Raw genomic sequence first — 15,729 nt, forward strand, 5'->3', positions numbered from 1 at the left:
ACTTGCTATCGAGATCGCAAATCTAATAAAAACAGGCGAAACCACAACTAACCAAGTATTAGTCTAGATTTCAAACATCTATCACCTGACCGCTCAGCCGCCTACAGACACGACAACTTACTCCACCAACCCCCAATCCCCTGTCGATGCTTTTTCGTTGATTGGAGAATCAAGTTTAAGCTTGATGCCTAACCGTAAGTTGTTTGTCGAATCCGCGTTTTTCAAAGCTTCTTCTACTGTAATAACACGCGCAAGGACTAACTGTAACAGTGCAGCATCGAATGTCTGCATGCCTGAGTCTTCGGATTTCTCCATGATACTTTTCAACTCAGCCAACTCATTGCGACGGAGCGCATCAGCGACAGTCGGCGTACCTAATAACACTTCCACGGCCGCCCTGCGCTGGCCGTCGACAGTGCGTACCAAGCGCTGCGAGACAAATGCTTTCAGGTTGTTGCCCAATGTCTGCAACAGCTGCTCGCGCTTCTCCTCGGGAAACATATTGATGATGCGATCCAGCGCCTGATTGGCGTTGGTCGCATGTAATGTCGACAACACCAGATGCCCTGTATCGGCAAACGAGAGCGCGTGCTCCATGGTTTCGCGGTCACGGATCTCACCAATCAGGACGACGTCCGGTGCCTGGCGTAAAGTGTTCTTCAGTGCAGCATGAAAGCTGCGCGTATCGACGCCAACCTCACGCTGATTGATGATCGAGCGCTTGTGCCGATGGATATATTCGATCGGGTCTTCGATGGTAACAATGTGTCCGGCACTGTGACGGTTGCGATGATCGATGAGCGCCGCCAGGGAGGTCGACTTGCCCGAACTGGTAGCGCCGACAAAAAGAATCAGGCCACGTTTGAGCATCACCGTTTCCAGCAACACCGGCGGCAGTTTCAAGTCTTCGAACCGCGGGATGTCGAGCTTGACGTTGCGGATAACGATCGAAACGTCGTTGCGCTGCTTGAAAATGTTCACCCGGAACCGGCCGACGCCCGTTCGGGAGATTGCCAGGTTCATTTCAAGATCCCGGTCGAACTCCCGGCGCTGCTCGGCGTCCATCAGGGAGGTGGCGATGGCCGCGGTTTCGCCAGGTTTGAATGGCTGATCGCTCAGCGCCGTCAGCACACCATCAATGCGAGCGCTCGGTGGTGCGCCGGTGGAAAGGAAGAGATCCGAACCGTTTTTTTGCGACAATGTTGACAACAGTGCATCGATTTCCATGGCTGAAAGCACCCGCGAAGCATTGAATGAGCAGATTTGGCCTACGCTTGGCGCGGCTCCTGCAACAATGATAGACCCCGTCTCACCGAACCACGCTCAGGATTGAAACATGAATGCTGTACCCACCACCGATGACGCCCAGGCCCTGATCGCCCGCACCGACTGGAGCCGCAGTCCGCTGGGCGCCGCCGGCACCTGGCCGCAGAGTCTGCGCACAGCGGTGGACATCGTGATTCATTCGCCGATGCCGATGCTGCTGTTGTGGGGGCCGCAACTCACGCAGATCTACAACAATGGCTTTGCCCTGCTCGCCGGCAGCAAGCATCCCGAAGCCTTCGGCCAGCCAACGCATGAGATCTGGCCGGAAGTGCGGGATTTTGCCGAGCCGATCTACCAAGCGGTGCTGCAGGGTCAGGTGCGCAGCTTCAGCGAGCAGCGTTTCAGCGTACAGCGGGACGGCAAAAAAACCGATTTCTGGCTGGACCTGACCTACAGTCCGATTCGCGATGAAACCGCACAGGTCGCCGGCATTCTGATCACTGCCATTGAGACCAACGAGCGCCGCCGTATTGCCCTGGAATTGCAGCGCCGTTCCGAGGAAAGCCTCAAGGCTCAGCGCCAGTCCGAAGAGCGTCTGCAACTGGCCCTTGCCGCCGCCGACGCCGTCGGAACGTGGGACTGGGACATTGGCGAAGACCGATTCATTGCCGATGCGCATTTTGCCGAACTGCATGGCGTTGATCCGAGCAAGGCCGGGCAATTGCCGATCAGCGAATATATGCACGGGGTGCACCCCGAAGACCGCGCAATGGTTGCGCGCGGCATCAAGCACTGCATCACCCACGGCACCGAGTACGCTGAGGAATATCGCTTGTTGCAGGCCGATGGCACGCTGCGCTGGGTGTTCGCGCGGGGGCGTTGCTACAAGGATCATCATGGTCGGCCGATGCGCTTTCTCGGCGCGGCGCTGGACCTGACCGAACGCAAACACACCGAACAAGCGCTGCGTCAGAGCCAGACCGAATTGCAGTTGATCATCAACGCCATGCCGATCCTGATCAGCTATGTCGACGCCGAAGAACGTTTTCGCTTGAACAACGCAGCGTATCTCGACTGGTACGGCCTTACACCGCAAGAGTTGTACGGGCGCAAGATTCGCGAAGTCATCGGCGAAGAGGCGTATTTCCTGCGTGCGCCGTACATCGCCGAAGCGCTGGCCGGGCGCGCCTGTTCCTTCAGTTTCTACACACCGCACCGCGATGGCAGCACCCGTCATGCCCTCATGAATTATCTGCCGCGACATGGTGCGGACGGTGCAGTGAACGGCTTCTACATCTTTGTCATCGACGAGACCGAGCGCAAGAAAACCGAAGAAGCCCTGCGTAATCTCAACGAGACCCTCGAAGAGCGGGTCAGCGCGCGCACCGAGCAACTGGCTCAGGCCAACGAGCGTTTGCAGAACGAGATGTTCGAACGCGAGCGCGCCGAAGATGCCTTGCGCCATGCGCAGAAGATGGAAGCCGTCGGCCAGCTCACGGGGGGCATCGCCCACGACTTCAACAACATGCTCACCGGCATTATCGGCAGTCTGGACTTGATGCAGCGCTACATCGCCAATGGTCGTGCCGACGAGATCGGCCGTTTTACCGAAGCGGCCGTGTCATCGGCCAATCGCGCGGCGGCGCTCACGCATCGATTGCTGGCGTTCTCGCGGCGCCAGTCGCTGGACCGCAAGCAACTGAACGTCAATGAGCTGGTGCACTCGCTGGAAGATCTGATCCGCCGCACCAAAGGCGATCCGATCGACCTGCAACTGCGCCTGCCCGAAGACGTTTGGCCGGTGAGCACCGACGTCAGCCAGCTGGAAAATGCCTTGCTCAATCTGGTGATCAACGCCCGCGACGCGATGCCCGAAGGCGGCACGTTGCTGATCCAGACTGCCAACGTCTACCTCGACAGCAGCGACATCACCATTCTCGAACCGGTCAAGGCCGGGGAATATGTGATGCTCGCGGTCAGCGATAACGGCACCGGCATGACTCCGTCAATTCGCTCCAAAGCGTTCGATCCGTTCTTCACCACCAAGCCGATCGGCCAGGGCACCGGGCTCGGGCTGTCGATGATCTACGGTTTCGCCCAGCAATCCGGTGGTCACGTCAGCCTCGACAGCGTGCCGGGGCAAGGTACTTGCGTGCGCCTGTACTTGCCGCGCTTGCTTGAGCCGACGCCGGAAACCTCATCTGTGAAGAAAGCCGAACCGATTGCTGCTTCATCTTCTGGCGAAACCGCAATCGTGGTCGAGGATGACGCGGCAGTGCGCATGCTGGTGCTCGATCTGCTGAGGGAGCTGGGCTATAAAACCTTCGAAGCGGCAAACGCCAAAATCGCCCTGCCCTTGTTCGAGTCCGCGCAACGTGTCGATCTGCTGGTCACCGATGTCGGGCTGCCCGGCATGAACGGTCGCCAGTTGGCGGAAATTGCGCGCCAGCATCGTCCCGGCCTTAAAGTGCTGTTCATGACCGGTTACGCGCAGATTGCTGCCGAGCGCCAGGGCTTTCTTGAAGAGGGCATGGACATGGTCGCCAAGCCTTTTGTCCTGGAAGTGTTGGCGAGCAAGATTCGCAAGTTGAGCAACCCGACCCCGTGACTTGAGGCATAATCGCGCGCCCCGCTGTCACCCCGTTATCAGGTATTGCACGATGAAAGCCCAAGCCCGCCACATTCTGGTGAAAACCGCCGAAGAGGCCGAACAACTCAAACAGCGCATCGCCAAGGGCGAAGCATTCGATGTGCTGGCGAAGAAGTTTTCCACCTGCCCGTCCGGCAAACGCGGCGGTGATCTGGGCGAAGTACGTCCAGGACAGATGGTCGGCGCGATTGATGCGGTGATTTTCAAGAAACCACTGCGCACCGTGCATGGACCGATCAAGAGCAAGTTTGGTTATCACCTGGTGCAGGTGTTTTATCGGGATTGATCGGCTGGCTGCCGGGCTTCTTCGCGAGCAGGCTCGCTCCCACATTTCGACCGGGTTTTCATTGTGGGAGCGAGCCTGCTCGCGAACCGATTGCGCAGCAAGCGGCCATTCTCTGACTACCTGGGGATCAGCGCCCCTGGCACCTGTATCACCTGACTGGCCAATTCATGTCCCGCTTGGGCCGCATCTGCCGGGCTGCCGCCGAGCAAGCGCCGGGCCAGATACGCCGCACTGAACGAATCCCCCGCCGCCGTGGTGTCGACAACATTGTCGACCTTTTGCGCCGGCACCTCAAACGCCTCCCCCTGACAACGAATCAGGCACGCCTCGGCGCCACGCTTGAGCACCACTTCTGGCGTGCCAATCTGCGCATACGTCGCAAACACCTCAGCGCAATCGGCAAACCCGAACAACGCCTGTTCGTCATCCACGGTGAGCAACGCCAGATCGACATAGGGCAAGACGCTGCGATATGCCGCGCGGGCCTCTTCCACAGAAGCCCACAAGCGTGGGCGGTAGTTGTTGTCGAAAACGATGTGCGCATCGCGCTGCCGGGCTTCGCTCAACGTCTTGATCAGGCGGGCACGGCCTTGCATGCCAAGTACGGCGAGGGTGATCCCGCTGAAATACAGCACGTCGTAGTCCGGCAAGGCCGCGAGAATCGGCTCGGCCGCAGGGGTAGTGAAGCAATCGCGTACCGCCGCTTCGTTGCGCCAGTACAGAAAGCGCCGCTCGCCGTTGGCGTCGGTCTGTATGCAATACAAACCGGGAAGCCGACCGGGCAAGCGCTGCACCAGATCGAGGCCGATGCCTTCGCTGCGCCAGATCTGGCACATTGCGTCACTGAAACTGTCATCGCCCAGCGCGGTAACGTAATCGACTTGCGCCTTGTCGCCCAGGGCGCGGGACAGGTACACGGCCGTATTGAGGGTATCGCCACCGAAGCTTTGCTGCAGACTGCCGTCGGCACGTTGTTGCAGTTCGATCATGCATTCGCCGATCAGGGCGATGCGTGGGGTGTTGCGGAGGATTTTCATCGGGTGGGATCTCGGGTGGTTCAGTGGTGGCTAAGCGGGCGTCTTCGCGAGCAGGCTCGCTCCCACATTCAAATGCGTCCTCTGTGGGAGCGAGCCTGCTCGCGAAATAGCCGCCGCAACGCAATCTCAAGCCTTAGAAACAAGTCGCCATGGTCTCGATGACCGCCAACTGCTCATCCACCAGCAACCCCACCCGCCATTTATCGAACGTCAGGCACGGATGCGAAGTACCAAAGGAAATGATGTCGCCGACCCGCAGTTCTACACCCGGCGCCACGGTCATGAACGCATGCTGATCCATCACCGCTGTGACCTTGCACGCACCGATATCATCACCTGTCGCCGGCACCACACCGGCCTTGTAGCGCAACAACGGCACCGGCAAACCGGCGTCGAATGCGACGTCGCGCTTGCCCAGAGCGATCACTGCGAAACCCGGTTCCGGCAGCGACTGCACATGAGCCCAGACTTCCAGCGCTGGGCGCAGGCCTTCGTGCAGATCGCTGCGACGGTCGAGCACGCAGCACTGCGCCTCTTTGTAGATGCCGTGGTCGTGCGCGACATAACTGCCCGGACGCAACACACTGAGGAAGCGGCCAGCGGCGTTCTGGGTTTCGAAGGATTCGGCGATCAGGTCATACCAGGCTGAACCCGATGCGGTGATGATCGGTTTGGCAATGGCGAAAGCGCCGCTGTCCTGCAGCTGCACCGCCAGGCGCACCAGCGATGCGGCGAACTGGCGAATGCCACTGACCGCGTGATCGCCATGAATCACGCCTTCGTAACCTTCAATGCCGGTCAGTGCCAGCGCCGGTTGCGCATCGATGGCCTTGGCCAGCTCGATGACTTCCTGCTCGCTGCGGCAACCGCAACGCCCGCCGACCACGCCGTATTCGATCATCACGTTGAGCTTGACCCCACGGGAAGCGAAGTAAGCCCCGAGGTCGGCGACGTTGTCCGGGTGATCGACCATGCAATAGAAATCGAACGTCGGATCGGCGAGCAGATCGGCAATCAACGCCATGTTAGGCGTGCCGACCAATTGATTGGCCATCAACACCCGACGTACGCCGTGAGCATAAGCGGCGCGGGTCTGGGTGGCGCTGGCGAGGGTGATGCCCCAGGCGCCGGCGTCGAGCTGTCGCTTGAACAGTGCCGGGGTCATGCTGGTTTTGCCGTGGGGCGCGAGTTCGGCGCCGCTGTCGCTGACAAATTTCTGCATCCAGCGAATGTTGTGCTCCAGCGCCTCGCGGTGCAGCACCAACGCCGGCAGGCTGACGTCGCGGGTCAGTTGCGCGCCGATGGCGGCGTCGCCTTTTTCTACGGCAGAGTTGATGGCAGTGGTCATGGTCCAGTCCTCACAGTCGCGGCCGCAGGCAGCCGCGGTTATTCGTTGATCCGCCGGGCGAGGCTGTTGGCGCTCTCGATCAGCACCCGGCGATAGTCGTTGTAATTGTTTTTTGCATCGGCGCGTGGGGCGACGATGCACAACGTGCAAATGGCCACGCCTTGCGGGTCTTTCACCGGCGCGGCGAAGCAATGGGTGAACGTGTCGGCGACGCTGTCGAAGGAGAAGAAGCCATCGAGGCCAGCCTGACGAATCTCCGCCAGAAAGCGTTCCAGCGGCAGGCGTTCGCCGTCGGGCAGGATGTAGTCGTCCTCGTCGATCAGGTCGATGATCTGCTGATCGCTTAAATGCGCGAGCAGCAGGCGCCCGGAGGCGGTCCAAGGGATCGGCGCGTTTTCGCCAATATCGGAGGAAATGCGGAAATGCCGCTCGCCCTCCTTCATCAACGCCACCGTGTATTTGCGCCCGTTGAGCAGGCACATCTGCGCAGTTTCGCGGGTCTGGCTGACGATCTCCTGCAAGGCGTGATCGGCCTCGCGGCTGAGGTCGAAATGGCGCAGATGCGCTTGGCCGAGGAAGTACAACTGGCGGCCGAGATAGACGTGGCCGTCCTTGCCCACCGGCTCGAGAATCCGCCGCTCCAGCAAGGATGCGACCAGCTCGTAGACCGTGGATTTCGGGCCGCCGATGCCGTTGGCGATGTCATTGGGGCGCAGGGGCTGGCCGATTTCCTTGAGAAAATCGAGGATATCGAACGCCCGGTCCAGACCACGTGCCCGGCGCTTGATGGTGTCTTCGGTCATGTCAGTGGTTTCCATTCAAAGTCGCCGGGAGTTTACCGAGAGTCCAGTGTCGCCTGTTACATCGCTTTCGCGAGCAGGCTCGCTCCCACAGGAAAACGCATTCCAAATGTGGGAGCGAGCCTGCTCGCGAAGAGGGCTGCACTTGTTTCAGGCCTTCTTCTTGTAGGCAATGCAGTCGATCTCAACCTTGCAATCAACCATCATGCTCGCCTGCACGCAGGCCCGCGCCGGGGCGTGTTCGGGTTTGAAATACTCGGCGAAGACCTTGTTGAAACTGCTGAAATCCCGTGGATCGTCCAGCCAGACGCCAGCGCGGACCACATCTTCAAGGCCATAACCAGCCTCCTCGAGAATGGCGATCAGGTTCTTCATGGTCTGGTGGGTCTGTTCGACGATGCCGCCGACGATGATCTCGCCATCCACCGCCGGTACCTGGCCGGACACATGCAGCCAGCCATCCGCTTCGACTGCGCGGGCGAATGGACGAGGCTGGCCGCCGGCGGCGGTGCTGCCGGTGCCGTAACGCGTAATGCTCATGGGTGTTTCTCCTGATTGCAAAAGTGCAGATTCAAAACCGCGTGCTTTTGAGAAATTCCGCCAGACGCGGCGATTGCGGGCGTTCGAACAGTTCCTTGGGAGGCCCCTGCTCTTCGATCCGCCCTTGATTCATGAAAACGATCTTGTCCGAGACCTCGAAAGCGAAACGCATTTCGTGGGTCACCAGCAACATGGTCATGCCGTCCTCGGCCAGCCCCTTGATCACGTTGAGCACCTCACCGACCAGCTCCGGATCGAGGGCCGAAGTGACTTCGTCAAAGAGCATCAGGCTCGGGTTCATCGCAATAGCTCGGGCAATCGCCACGCGCTGTTGCTGGCCGCCGGACAACTGACCGGGAAAGTGATTGCGCCGCTCCAGCAGGCCGACACGCTCCAACCATTTTTCGGCAAGCACCACGGCTTCGTCCTTGTGCATCTTCTTCACCTTGAGCAGGCCCAAGGTGACGTTCTGCAACGCGGTCAGGTGCGGAAACAGGTTGAATTGCTGGAACGCCATGCCGGTCATCGCACGATGACGGGCAATGACCTTTTCCGGGTGACGCACGCGTTTACCGTTGACCTCGTCATAGCCGATGGATTCGCCGTCGAGCAGGATCTGCCCGCCCTGAAACTCTTCAAGCATGTTCACGCAACGCAGCAGCGTGGTCTTGCCCGAGCCACTGGAGCCGATCAGCGTAACGACGTTGCCGCGCTGCATGCTCAGGTCGACACCCTTGAGCACTTCCACCGCGCCGTACTGTTTGTGCAGGCCGCGAATGTCCAGCAGCGCCTGATTCTGTGAAGCAACTTGAGCTTGAGTCATGGCAAGGCCACCCGCTTTTCAATGTGCCGGCCGAGTAACTCGATGCCGTAGTTGATGACGAAGAACAGAAAACCGGCGAACAGGTAGAACTCCAGGGTCATGAAGTTTCGGGCGATGATCTGTTGTGTGCTGAGCAGCAATTCGGCGACACCGATCACCGAGAGCAAGGTCGACGCCTTGACGATTTCGGTCGACGAATTGACCCAGGTCGGCAGGATCTGCCGCAGCGCCTGAGGCAACAGCACGTAGCCGAGGGATTGGTAGAACGTCAGGCCGATGGCTTTGCCCGCCTCCATCTGCCCGCGCGGCAAGGCTTGCAGGGCGCCACGAACGATTTCGGCGACGTGCGAGCCGCAGAACAGCGTCAGGCCCAGGGCTCCGGCCTGAAACGCGCTGATCTGCCAACCGAGCGCCGGCGCCATATAAAAGCAGGCCAGCACCAATACAAACACCGGCGTGCCGCGAATCAGATCGACGTAAAGCCGAAACGGCGCGCGCATCCAGAATCTGCCGTAAGTCAGGACCAGGCCGGCGACCACACCAAGCAGCGTGCCCAGCACAATGGCCAGCGCCGAGACCTGCACACTGGTCAGAAAGCCCTGCCACAACGGCTCGCGCGCGAGCCACAATTCATGCAACCAACTGGGAGATTGGTACATCGCAGCCTCCTATCGGCGGATCGCCAGACGCTGCTCGAGGTAACGCAGCAGCATGGCAATGAGGTAACAGGCCGCGACATACAACGCCGTGGTCACCAGCCAGGTTTCGATCACCCGGTAGCTCTCGACGTTGATCTTGCGCGCGTAATAGGTCAGCTCCGGCACCGCAATCGCAGCCGCCAGCGAGGTGTCCTTGAACAGCGAAATGAAGTTGTTCGACAGCGCCGGCAGCACATTGCGCAGCATCACCGGCACGGTGACGTAAGCCTTGACCTGCCATTCACCGAGACCGATTGCCAGCCCGGCTTCACGCTGGCCTTTGGGAATGCTCAGCAAGCCGCCACGAAAGACTTCGGTCAGGTACGCGCCGGCATACAGCGACAGCGTGATGATGAACGAAGGAATCTTGTCCAGACGAATGCCAAGACTGGGCAGTGCGAAGTAGATCAACAGAATCAACACCAGGATTGGCGTGTTGCGCACCACCGTGACGTACACCGAGGCCAGCACCCGCAAGGCGCGATGTTTGGAGAGCAAGGCAAACGCCATCAGCAGGCCGATCACGCAGCCGATGGCGATCGACACCAGCGCCAGCTGCAAGCCCAGCCCGAGCCCTGCCAGCAAGGTGTCGAAATCGCGCCACACGGCGGCAAAGTTCAACTGATAATTCATGGTCAGCAGTACCTTGAGCGGGGCGACTGAAATCGCCCCACTCTCACGGGATCATTTGAATTCGACTGGGAAACCGATCGCGGGCGACGGCAGATCGACACCGAACCATTGCTTGAAGGAGGCGGCGTAGGTCGGGAACTCAACCCCGGTCATTGCTTCATGCAGCGCGGTGTTTACGAAGTTCAGCCAGTCCTGATCGCCACGTTTGACTGCGCAGGCGTAAGTCTGCGGGCTCCAGGCATAGCTCGGGCTGCGGTAGCGGCCCGGGTTCTGCACCATCAGGTATTTGACCGACGACTGATCGGTTGCGGCGGCATCGGCACGGCCGGAGTTCACTGCCTGATACATCAGGTCGACGCTGTCGTACTGATCGACCTTGGCCTTGGGCAATGCCTGATGCACCAATTCTTCGGCGTAGACGTTTTGCAGCACCGCAACGGTAACGTCATCGCCCGCTGCCTGCAGGTCTTCGATTTCCTTGTACTTGCTGTTGTTCGGCAACAGCAGGCCGACGCCTTCGCGGTAGTACGGCAGAGTGAATGCCACTTGCTGCGCGCGGCTCGCGGTGACGGTGATGAACTGGCAGCTCATGTCGACCTTGTCGGTCAGCAGGTTGGGGATACGCGCATCGGACGACTGCACCACGAACTCGACTTTACTCGGGTCGTTGAACAGTCCCTTGGCCACCATCCTGGCGATGTCGATATCAAAACCCTGCAACTTGCCGTCCGCGCCCTGAAAGTGCCACGGCGCGTTGGTGCTGCCGGTGCCCACGATCAACTTGCCACGGGCGAGAACACTGTCGAGCTTGCTGTCGGCCGCCTGGGCCAGACCCATGACCGAGGAAGAAGCCGCAAGGACAAAAACACACGCTTTGAACAACGAAGGATGGCGACGCATGGCAAGCACTCCACAATTGTGTTTATTCCGCTATACCGGAACACGGTTTGTTACTGCGGAATAGACAGCAGAAAGTGTGCCACAGGAATCTCCCGAAATCTGTAACTGCGTTGAACGCTTTTGGAATCAACAAGATATGTTTCGTGGACCAAAGGGTTTGGCCCGACCAGGAGCGAAGGAAACACCTGACAAAGCCAGGAAAGGGGTAATGCGTTCCCAACTTGGGTCAGATCGCGCCATTGTGGTGCGAATCAGGGTGACAGTTGAGCAAAACCCGGTATCAGCGCTTTAGCGCCTGCCTGTAGACATCACCACCCTGCCGTTTCGCGACGGCTATCACCGTGACGACAGCACTTCTCGTGGTTACGCAGTCCACCTGTAATTTCTGACAGTAGACCCCGACATGCCTACTCCTTTAACGTCAAGCAACCTATCCGCTCGTTGAAAAGGACCCTTCGATGAACGTCACCAACACAACTTCCGCGTTGGCCCCGGTTTACCGCAAAGCCCTGAAAACCTGGCGTCCGGTCATTCTTTATTTCGCCAATGAACATTGCCCCGCCTGCGAATGGGCCGGGCCGATCTTTCGGCAGATTGCCGAGCCTTACCGACTGCGCGCCAACATCTATATGCTCAACACCAGCCAATCGCCCAAGCACCCGAATGTCACGGGCACGCCAACCGTGCTGTTCTATAAAAACGGCAGGCTGATGAAAAAGCTCAAAGGTATCGGCACTGAAGAAACCCTCGCACGGGATTTCGCCGTGCACATCGGCAAGACCAAAGCCCCCTTTGCCGCGCGTAAACGAAAGCATGATCTGCCTTGGCTGCGTCAGACACTTCGTACTTTGCGTACCGTTCCACGTGGACGCCTACGCCGGATGTTCTGAACGAGCCCAGAGCTGTGAAGTGCCTGCCAAATTGCCTTCGCGAGCAGGCTAGCTGCCACATTGAACCGCGTTGCAATGTGGCAGCTAGCCCGCTCGCAAAAAGGCAGGCACAGCTTTTAGAAAGCGCAAGTATTACGCGGCAGCGCGCTCCAGCAACACCCGCGTCACCCGCCGCTCTTCCACCGCTTTGACAGTCAGTTGCCAGCCCTCGTATTCCAGTCGATCACCGGTCATCGGCAAGCGATCCAGCAGACTCATCACCAACCCGGCCATCGTCTGATAATCCTCGGTCGGCTCGGCATCGAAGCCGGTACGCTGGCGAACGCGAGCCAAGGGCAGCGCGCCGCTGACCAGAAACCCGCCGCGCTCTTCGACCACGTCCGGGCCTTCGATTTCGCTGGCATCGGGTAGTTCGCCAGCGATCGATTCGAGGATGTCGGTCATGGTCAGTACGCCGACAAAATCGCCAAATTCATTGACCACGAAGGCAATGTGCGTTGACGCCGCGCGCATCTGCTCCAGGGCATTGAGGATTGAGTAACTGTCGAGCAGATTGACGGTCTTGCGAGCCAGATGCTCAAGGTTCGGCTCATTGCCGGTCAGATACTCCTTGAGCAATTCCTTCTTGTGTACGAAGCCGAGCGGCTCGTCCACCGCGCCATCGCGAATCAACGGCAAGCGCGAGTAGGACGAATGCATCAAATTCGTGCGAATGGTTTCGGCGTCATCCGCAAGATCAATCAGGTCAACGTCGGCGCGCACCGTCATCAGGTTGCGAATCGGCCGTTCCGCCAGTTGCAGCACACCGCTGATCATCACCCGCTCACGACGGTCGAACAGCTCGGCCACCGGCGCTTCACCGTTGTCCAGCAGGTCGGAGATTTCCTCGCCAACCTCCTCCGCCGCCAGCTTGCGCCCGCCGAGCAGACGCATCACCGCATGGGCCGTGCGCTCGCGCATCGGCCGCACGCCCTGCATCGAACGTTTGCGCCGTGCCCGGGCGATCTGATTGAACACCTCGATCAGGATCGAGAAACCGATGGCCGCGTACAGGTAACCTTTCGGGATATGGAAGCCCAGACCTTCTGCGGTCAGGGCAAAACCGATCATCATCAGGAAGCCCAGGCACAGCATGATCACGGTCGGGTGCGCGTTGACAAAGCGGGTCAGCGGCTTGCTGGCGACGATCATCAGGCCGATGGAAATGATCACGGCGATCATCATCACCGCCAGTTCATCGACCATGCCCACGGCGGTAATCACCGCGTCGAGCGAGAACACCGCGTCAAGCACCACGATCTGCGCCACGATCGGCCAGAACAGCGCGTAGGTCGTGTTGGTCGAGCGCTCGCCGACGTGGCCTTCGAGGCGTTCATGCAACTCCATCGTCGCTTTGAACAACAGGAACACGCCACCGAACAGCATGATCAGGTCGCGGCCGGAGAAGCTCTTGTCGAACACCTCGAACAACGGCTGCGTGAGCGTAACCAGCCAGGAAATGCTCGCCAACAGGCCCAGACGCATGATCAACGCCAGCGACAAGCCGATGATGCGCGCACGATCACGCTGATGCGGCGGCAGTTTGTCGGCAAGAATTGCGATGAACACCAGGTTGTCGATACCCAGTACCAGTTCCAGCACGATCAGAGTCAACAGGCCTAACCAGGCCGTGGGATCCGCTAACCATTCCATAAAACGTCTCGATCTCTCTACAGTGAATTCAGGCGGCCGGACACGGCGAAGTGCAACGCGAAGGCTCAAGGGCCGCGTTATCAACCATAGTCGGGAGTCGGAAGACGGGATGCTGCGAATGGATCAAGACCGCGCAACGTTGCGCTGGAGAGTGCTGACTGGGAGGCTCCGAGAGGGTGTTCATGTAGATCCTGAATGAAAAATGGCCTTCGAGCGTACAGGGTCGACTGGTCCGCTCCACAGCGGTAAATCATTTCAAAATCTGTATGAATGACCTTGATCGGAGACTTTCAGCGTTGCCGAAAAAGCCTTCGCGAGCAGGCTCGCTCCCACAGGGTGCGAGCGGTGCGGCGGATTCAGCGTAGACCCAGCTCATCGATATGCTGATACTGCGCTTGCAGCGCGGTCGCCAGATCCTTCGCCCGGCCCAGTCGGATCGGCCCGCGTTCGATGTCGATCAGCAATCCCGGGCACGCCAGCACCGGCAACCCCGACAGCTCTTTCAAGCGACCATCGGTCACGATCAGACAGCGTTGCTGTTCGGCGGGAAAGCGCTTGCGTCTAACCGTCAGCCATTGCTGCGCCTGTTCCAGCGCCGCGAGCAACGGCGTGCCGCCACCAGCGCCCAGACCGTCAAGCCAGGTGCTCAGGCCGCTTGAGGCCTTCAAACCTTGCACCTGCCATTTCGGCGCAGAACCACTGGCGGTCAGCAACGCCAGCCGCGCCCGCTGGCGGTAAGCATCGTCGAACAACTGCGCGAGCAGGCCCTTGGCATCGCTCAAGGCCTGATGGCGACGGGTCGAGGCCGACGCGTCGACGATCACCAGCCAGATTTCATGGGGCGAACGGGTGCGCTGTTGAAACAGCAAATCGGCGCGGCGCTGCGGGCGGCCATTGAGCAGCGTGCCCGGCCAGTTCACCGAACCGCTGCTGGCAGCGTGCCGTTGGCCCTGGCGGCCATTGTCGAGTTGTCCGGCACGGGGTCTGGCATTCGCCCCCGCGTCTGATCGGGGGCGAATGCCTAGGGCTTTTTTGCCTGTGGCGGCCAGCTCGGAACTTCGCGGCGGGCACCGGTAGCTTGCGCCGTTGCCGGCATCTCGCCCCACTGGCCCTGGCCTTCGCCGGATTTGCTGTCTGTGCCTGACGGAGATTGCGCTTGTGATTGGGCGCTGGATGAAGGTTGTTCGCGACGGCGATGGCGCAGGGCAAATTCGGCCACCGCGTCGATATCCTCTTCAGCAATCGCATCGGCCCCACGCCACGCCGCATGGGCGCGAGCCGCGCGCAACCAGACCAGATCAGCGCGCAAGCCATCGACGCCGGCGGCGAAACAACGCTCGGTAATCAACGCCAATGCCGCATCATCCAGCGGGATGGCTGCCAAGCGCTCGCGGGCGCTTTCACAGCGCGAACGCAGGATGTGTTGCTCGCTCGCCCACTGCGCGCAGAACCCTTGCGGATTGCTGTCGAAATCCAGCCGCCGGCGAATGATCTGTCCACGTTCGGCGGGCGCAGTGTGGCCGCTGAGGGCAACGTTCAAGCCGAAGCGGTCAAGCAGTTGTGGCCGCAGTTCGCCCTCTTCCGGGTTCATGGTGCCGATCAGAACGAATTTGGCCGAATGCCGATGGGAAATGCCGTCACGCTCGATCAGGTTGGTACCGCTGGCGGCGACATCGAGCAGCAGGTCGACCAGATGATCGGGCAGCAGATTCACCTCATCGACATAGAGCACGCCACCGTCAGCCTTGGCCAGAACACCGGGCGAAAACTGCGCGCGACCGCCGCTCAGGGCAGCGTCGAGATCGAGGGTGCCGACCAGGCGCTCTTCAGTTGCGCCCAATGGCAACGTGACGAATTGGCCGCTGGCGAGCAGATCCGCCAAGCCCCGGGCCAGGGTCGACTTGGCCATGCCGCGCGGACCTTCGATGAGTACGCCGCCGATTTTCGGGTCGATGGCGGTCAGGCACAGGGCGAGCTTCAAGTCATCGGCGCCGACCACGGCGGAGAGCGGGAAATGCGGGGTGTCGGTCATGGGTTTCTCTTTCGTGGTCGTGGATGGTCGTGACGTTGTGGTGTGTCAGTTGTTGCCCTCACCCTAGCCTCTCCCAGAGGGAGAGGGAACAGACCGTGATGGCCTCTCGAGTTCTGTCGACGTGATGCATCGGG

General features: G+C 60.0%; 15 protein-coding genes. 3 read left to right on the forward strand and 12 right to left on the reverse strand.

Annotated elements, in window-relative coordinates:
• Positions 1–117: 117 nt before the first annotated feature.
• On the reverse strand, positions 118–1,227 hold the full coding sequence (locus tag ACV8MC_RS21090) for a PilT/PilU family type 4a pilus ATPase (RefSeq protein ID WP_056785248.1): 1,110 nt from the start codon (positions 1,225–1,227) through the stop codon (positions 118–120).
• A gap of 109 nt (positions 1,228–1,336) precedes the next feature.
• Here ACV8MC_RS21090 and ACV8MC_RS21095 point away from each other — a divergent pair, with 109 nt between their 5' ends.
• Together ACV8MC_RS21095 and ACV8MC_RS21100 are read left to right on the forward strand one after the other, a co-directional pair.
• On the forward strand, positions 1,337–3,874 hold the full coding sequence (locus ACV8MC_RS21095) for a PAS domain-containing hybrid sensor histidine kinase/response regulator (RefSeq protein WP_041478717.1): 2,538 nt from the start codon (positions 1,337–1,339) through the stop codon (positions 3,872–3,874).
• 52 nt (positions 3,875–3,926) lie between these two features.
• Positions 3,927–4,202, forward strand: a complete 276-nt coding sequence (locus ACV8MC_RS21100) for a peptidylprolyl isomerase (RefSeq protein ID WP_007912322.1) — start codon at positions 3,927–3,929, stop codon at positions 4,200–4,202.
• A 116-nt stretch (positions 4,203–4,318) separates the two neighbouring features.
• Here ACV8MC_RS21100 and kdgK read toward each other — a convergent pair whose 3' ends face one another.
• The 8 genes from kdgK to ACV8MC_RS21140 form a co-directional block, all read right to left on the reverse strand.
• Complete coding sequence (gene kdgK / locus ACV8MC_RS21105; protein ID WP_457263343.1) at positions 4,319–5,239, reverse strand: 2-dehydro-3-deoxygluconokinase; 921 nt, start codon at positions 5,237–5,239, stop codon at positions 4,319–4,321.
• A 133-nt stretch (positions 5,240–5,372) separates the two neighbouring features.
• Positions 5,373–6,587 (reverse strand): amino acid deaminase, encoded by a 1,215-nt coding sequence (locus tag ACV8MC_RS21110; RefSeq protein ID WP_256809899.1) that lies wholly within the window; start codon positions 6,585–6,587, stop codon positions 5,373–5,375.
• Positions 6,588–6,625: 38 nt separating this feature from the next.
• Positions 6,626–7,390, reverse strand: coding sequence for an IclR family transcriptional regulator (locus ACV8MC_RS21115; RefSeq protein WP_150635937.1), 765 nt, complete (start codon positions 7,388–7,390; stop codon positions 6,626–6,628).
• A 147-nt stretch (positions 7,391–7,537) separates the two neighbouring features.
• Positions 7,538–7,927: a RidA family protein gene (locus tag ACV8MC_RS21120; RefSeq protein ID WP_016774497.1), complete on the reverse strand. Its 390-nt coding sequence runs from the start codon at positions 7,925–7,927 to the stop codon at positions 7,538–7,540.
• 31 nt (positions 7,928–7,958) lie between these two features.
• Positions 7,959–8,750 (reverse strand): amino acid ABC transporter ATP-binding protein, encoded by a 792-nt coding sequence (locus ACV8MC_RS21125; RefSeq protein ID WP_041478713.1) that lies wholly within the window; start codon positions 8,748–8,750, stop codon positions 7,959–7,961.
• On the reverse strand, positions 8,747–9,409 hold the full coding sequence (locus ACV8MC_RS21130) for an amino acid ABC transporter permease (RefSeq protein WP_252869351.1): 663 nt from the start codon (positions 9,407–9,409) through the stop codon (positions 8,747–8,749). Before ACV8MC_RS21130 ends, ACV8MC_RS21125 begins: the two co-directional genes overlap by 4 nt.
• A 9-nt stretch (positions 9,410–9,418) precedes the next feature.
• Positions 9,419–10,081, reverse strand: coding sequence for an amino acid ABC transporter permease (locus tag ACV8MC_RS21135; protein WP_024012746.1), 663 nt, complete (start codon positions 10,079–10,081; stop codon positions 9,419–9,421).
• 51 nt (positions 10,082–10,132) lie between these two features.
• Entirely contained in the window at positions 10,133–10,981 is an 849-nt protein-coding gene (locus tag ACV8MC_RS21140; RefSeq protein ID WP_041478710.1) for a transporter substrate-binding domain-containing protein, read from the reverse strand.
• A gap of 458 nt (positions 10,982–11,439) precedes the next feature.
• Between ACV8MC_RS21140 and ACV8MC_RS21145 the strand changes: the two genes are divergently transcribed.
• Positions 11,440–11,871 (forward strand): thioredoxin family protein, encoded by a 432-nt coding sequence (locus ACV8MC_RS21145; RefSeq protein WP_457263346.1) that lies wholly within the window; start codon positions 11,440–11,442, stop codon positions 11,869–11,871.
• A 132-nt stretch (positions 11,872–12,003) separates the two neighbouring features.
• On the opposite strand, the gene ACV8MC_RS21150 is transcribed toward ACV8MC_RS21145, so the two are convergent.
• From ACV8MC_RS21150 to ACV8MC_RS21160, 3 genes are all read right to left on the reverse strand, one after another.
• Positions 12,004–13,563, reverse strand: coding sequence for a TerC family protein (locus tag ACV8MC_RS21150; RefSeq protein WP_457263348.1), 1,560 nt, complete (start codon positions 13,561–13,563; stop codon positions 12,004–12,006).
• 356 nt (positions 13,564–13,919) lie between these two features.
• Complete coding sequence (locus tag ACV8MC_RS21155) at positions 13,920–14,612, reverse strand: vWA domain-containing protein (protein ID WP_310219959.1); 693 nt, start codon at positions 14,610–14,612, stop codon at positions 13,920–13,922.
• Positions 14,585–15,595, reverse strand: a complete 1,011-nt coding sequence (locus tag ACV8MC_RS21160) for an ATP-binding protein (RefSeq protein ID WP_457263350.1) — start codon at positions 15,593–15,595, stop codon at positions 14,585–14,587. Before ACV8MC_RS21160 ends, ACV8MC_RS21155 begins: the two co-directional genes overlap by 28 nt.
• Positions 15,596–15,729 lie beyond the last annotated feature (134 nt).

Source organism: Pseudomonas sp. PK-RTE-24, from assembly GCF_054052265.1.

Coding starts and splice junctions, on each gene's coding strand:
- ACV8MC_RS21090 (WP_056785248.1), bottom strand. CDS start 1,227: ATGGAAATCGATGCACTGTTGTCAACATTGTCGCAAAAAAACGGTTCG.
- ACV8MC_RS21095 (WP_041478717.1), top strand. CDS start 1,337: ATGAATGCTGTACCCACCACCGATGACGCCCAGGCCCTGATCGCCCGC.
- ACV8MC_RS21100 (WP_007912322.1), top strand. CDS start 3,927: ATGAAAGCCCAAGCCCGCCACATTCTGGTGAAAACCGCCGAAGAGGCC.
- kdgK (WP_457263343.1), bottom strand. CDS start 5,239: ATGAAAATCCTCCGCAACACCCCACGCATCGCCCTGATCGGCGAATGC.
- ACV8MC_RS21110 (WP_256809899.1), bottom strand. CDS start 6,587: ATGACCACTGCCATCAACTCTGCCGTAGAAAAAGGCGACGCCGCCATC.
- ACV8MC_RS21115 (WP_150635937.1), bottom strand. CDS start 7,390: ATGACCGAAGACACCATCAAGCGCCGGGCACGTGGTCTGGACCGGGCG.
- ACV8MC_RS21120 (WP_016774497.1), bottom strand. CDS start 7,927: ATGAGCATTACGCGTTACGGCACCGGCAGCACCGCCGCCGGCGGCCAG.
- ACV8MC_RS21125 (WP_041478713.1), bottom strand. CDS start 8,750: ATGACTCAAGCTCAAGTTGCTTCACAGAATCAGGCGCTGCTGGACATT.
- ACV8MC_RS21130 (WP_252869351.1), bottom strand. CDS start 9,409: ATGTACCAATCTCCCAGTTGGTTGCATGAATTGTGGCTCGCGCGCGAG.
- ACV8MC_RS21135 (WP_024012746.1), bottom strand. CDS start 10,081: ATGAATTATCAGTTGAACTTTGCCGCCGTGTGGCGCGATTTCGACACC.
- ACV8MC_RS21140 (WP_041478710.1), bottom strand. CDS start 10,981: ATGCGTCGCCATCCTTCGTTGTTCAAAGCGTGTGTTTTTGTCCTTGCG.
- ACV8MC_RS21145 (WP_457263346.1), top strand. CDS start 11,440: ATGAACGTCACCAACACAACTTCCGCGTTGGCCCCGGTTTACCGCAAA.
- ACV8MC_RS21150 (WP_457263348.1), bottom strand. CDS start 13,563: ATGGAATGGTTAGCGGATCCCACGGCCTGGTTAGGCCTGTTGACTCTG.
- ACV8MC_RS21160 (WP_457263350.1), bottom strand. CDS start 15,595: ATGACCGACACCCCGCATTTCCCGCTCTCCGCCGTGGTCGGCGCCGAT.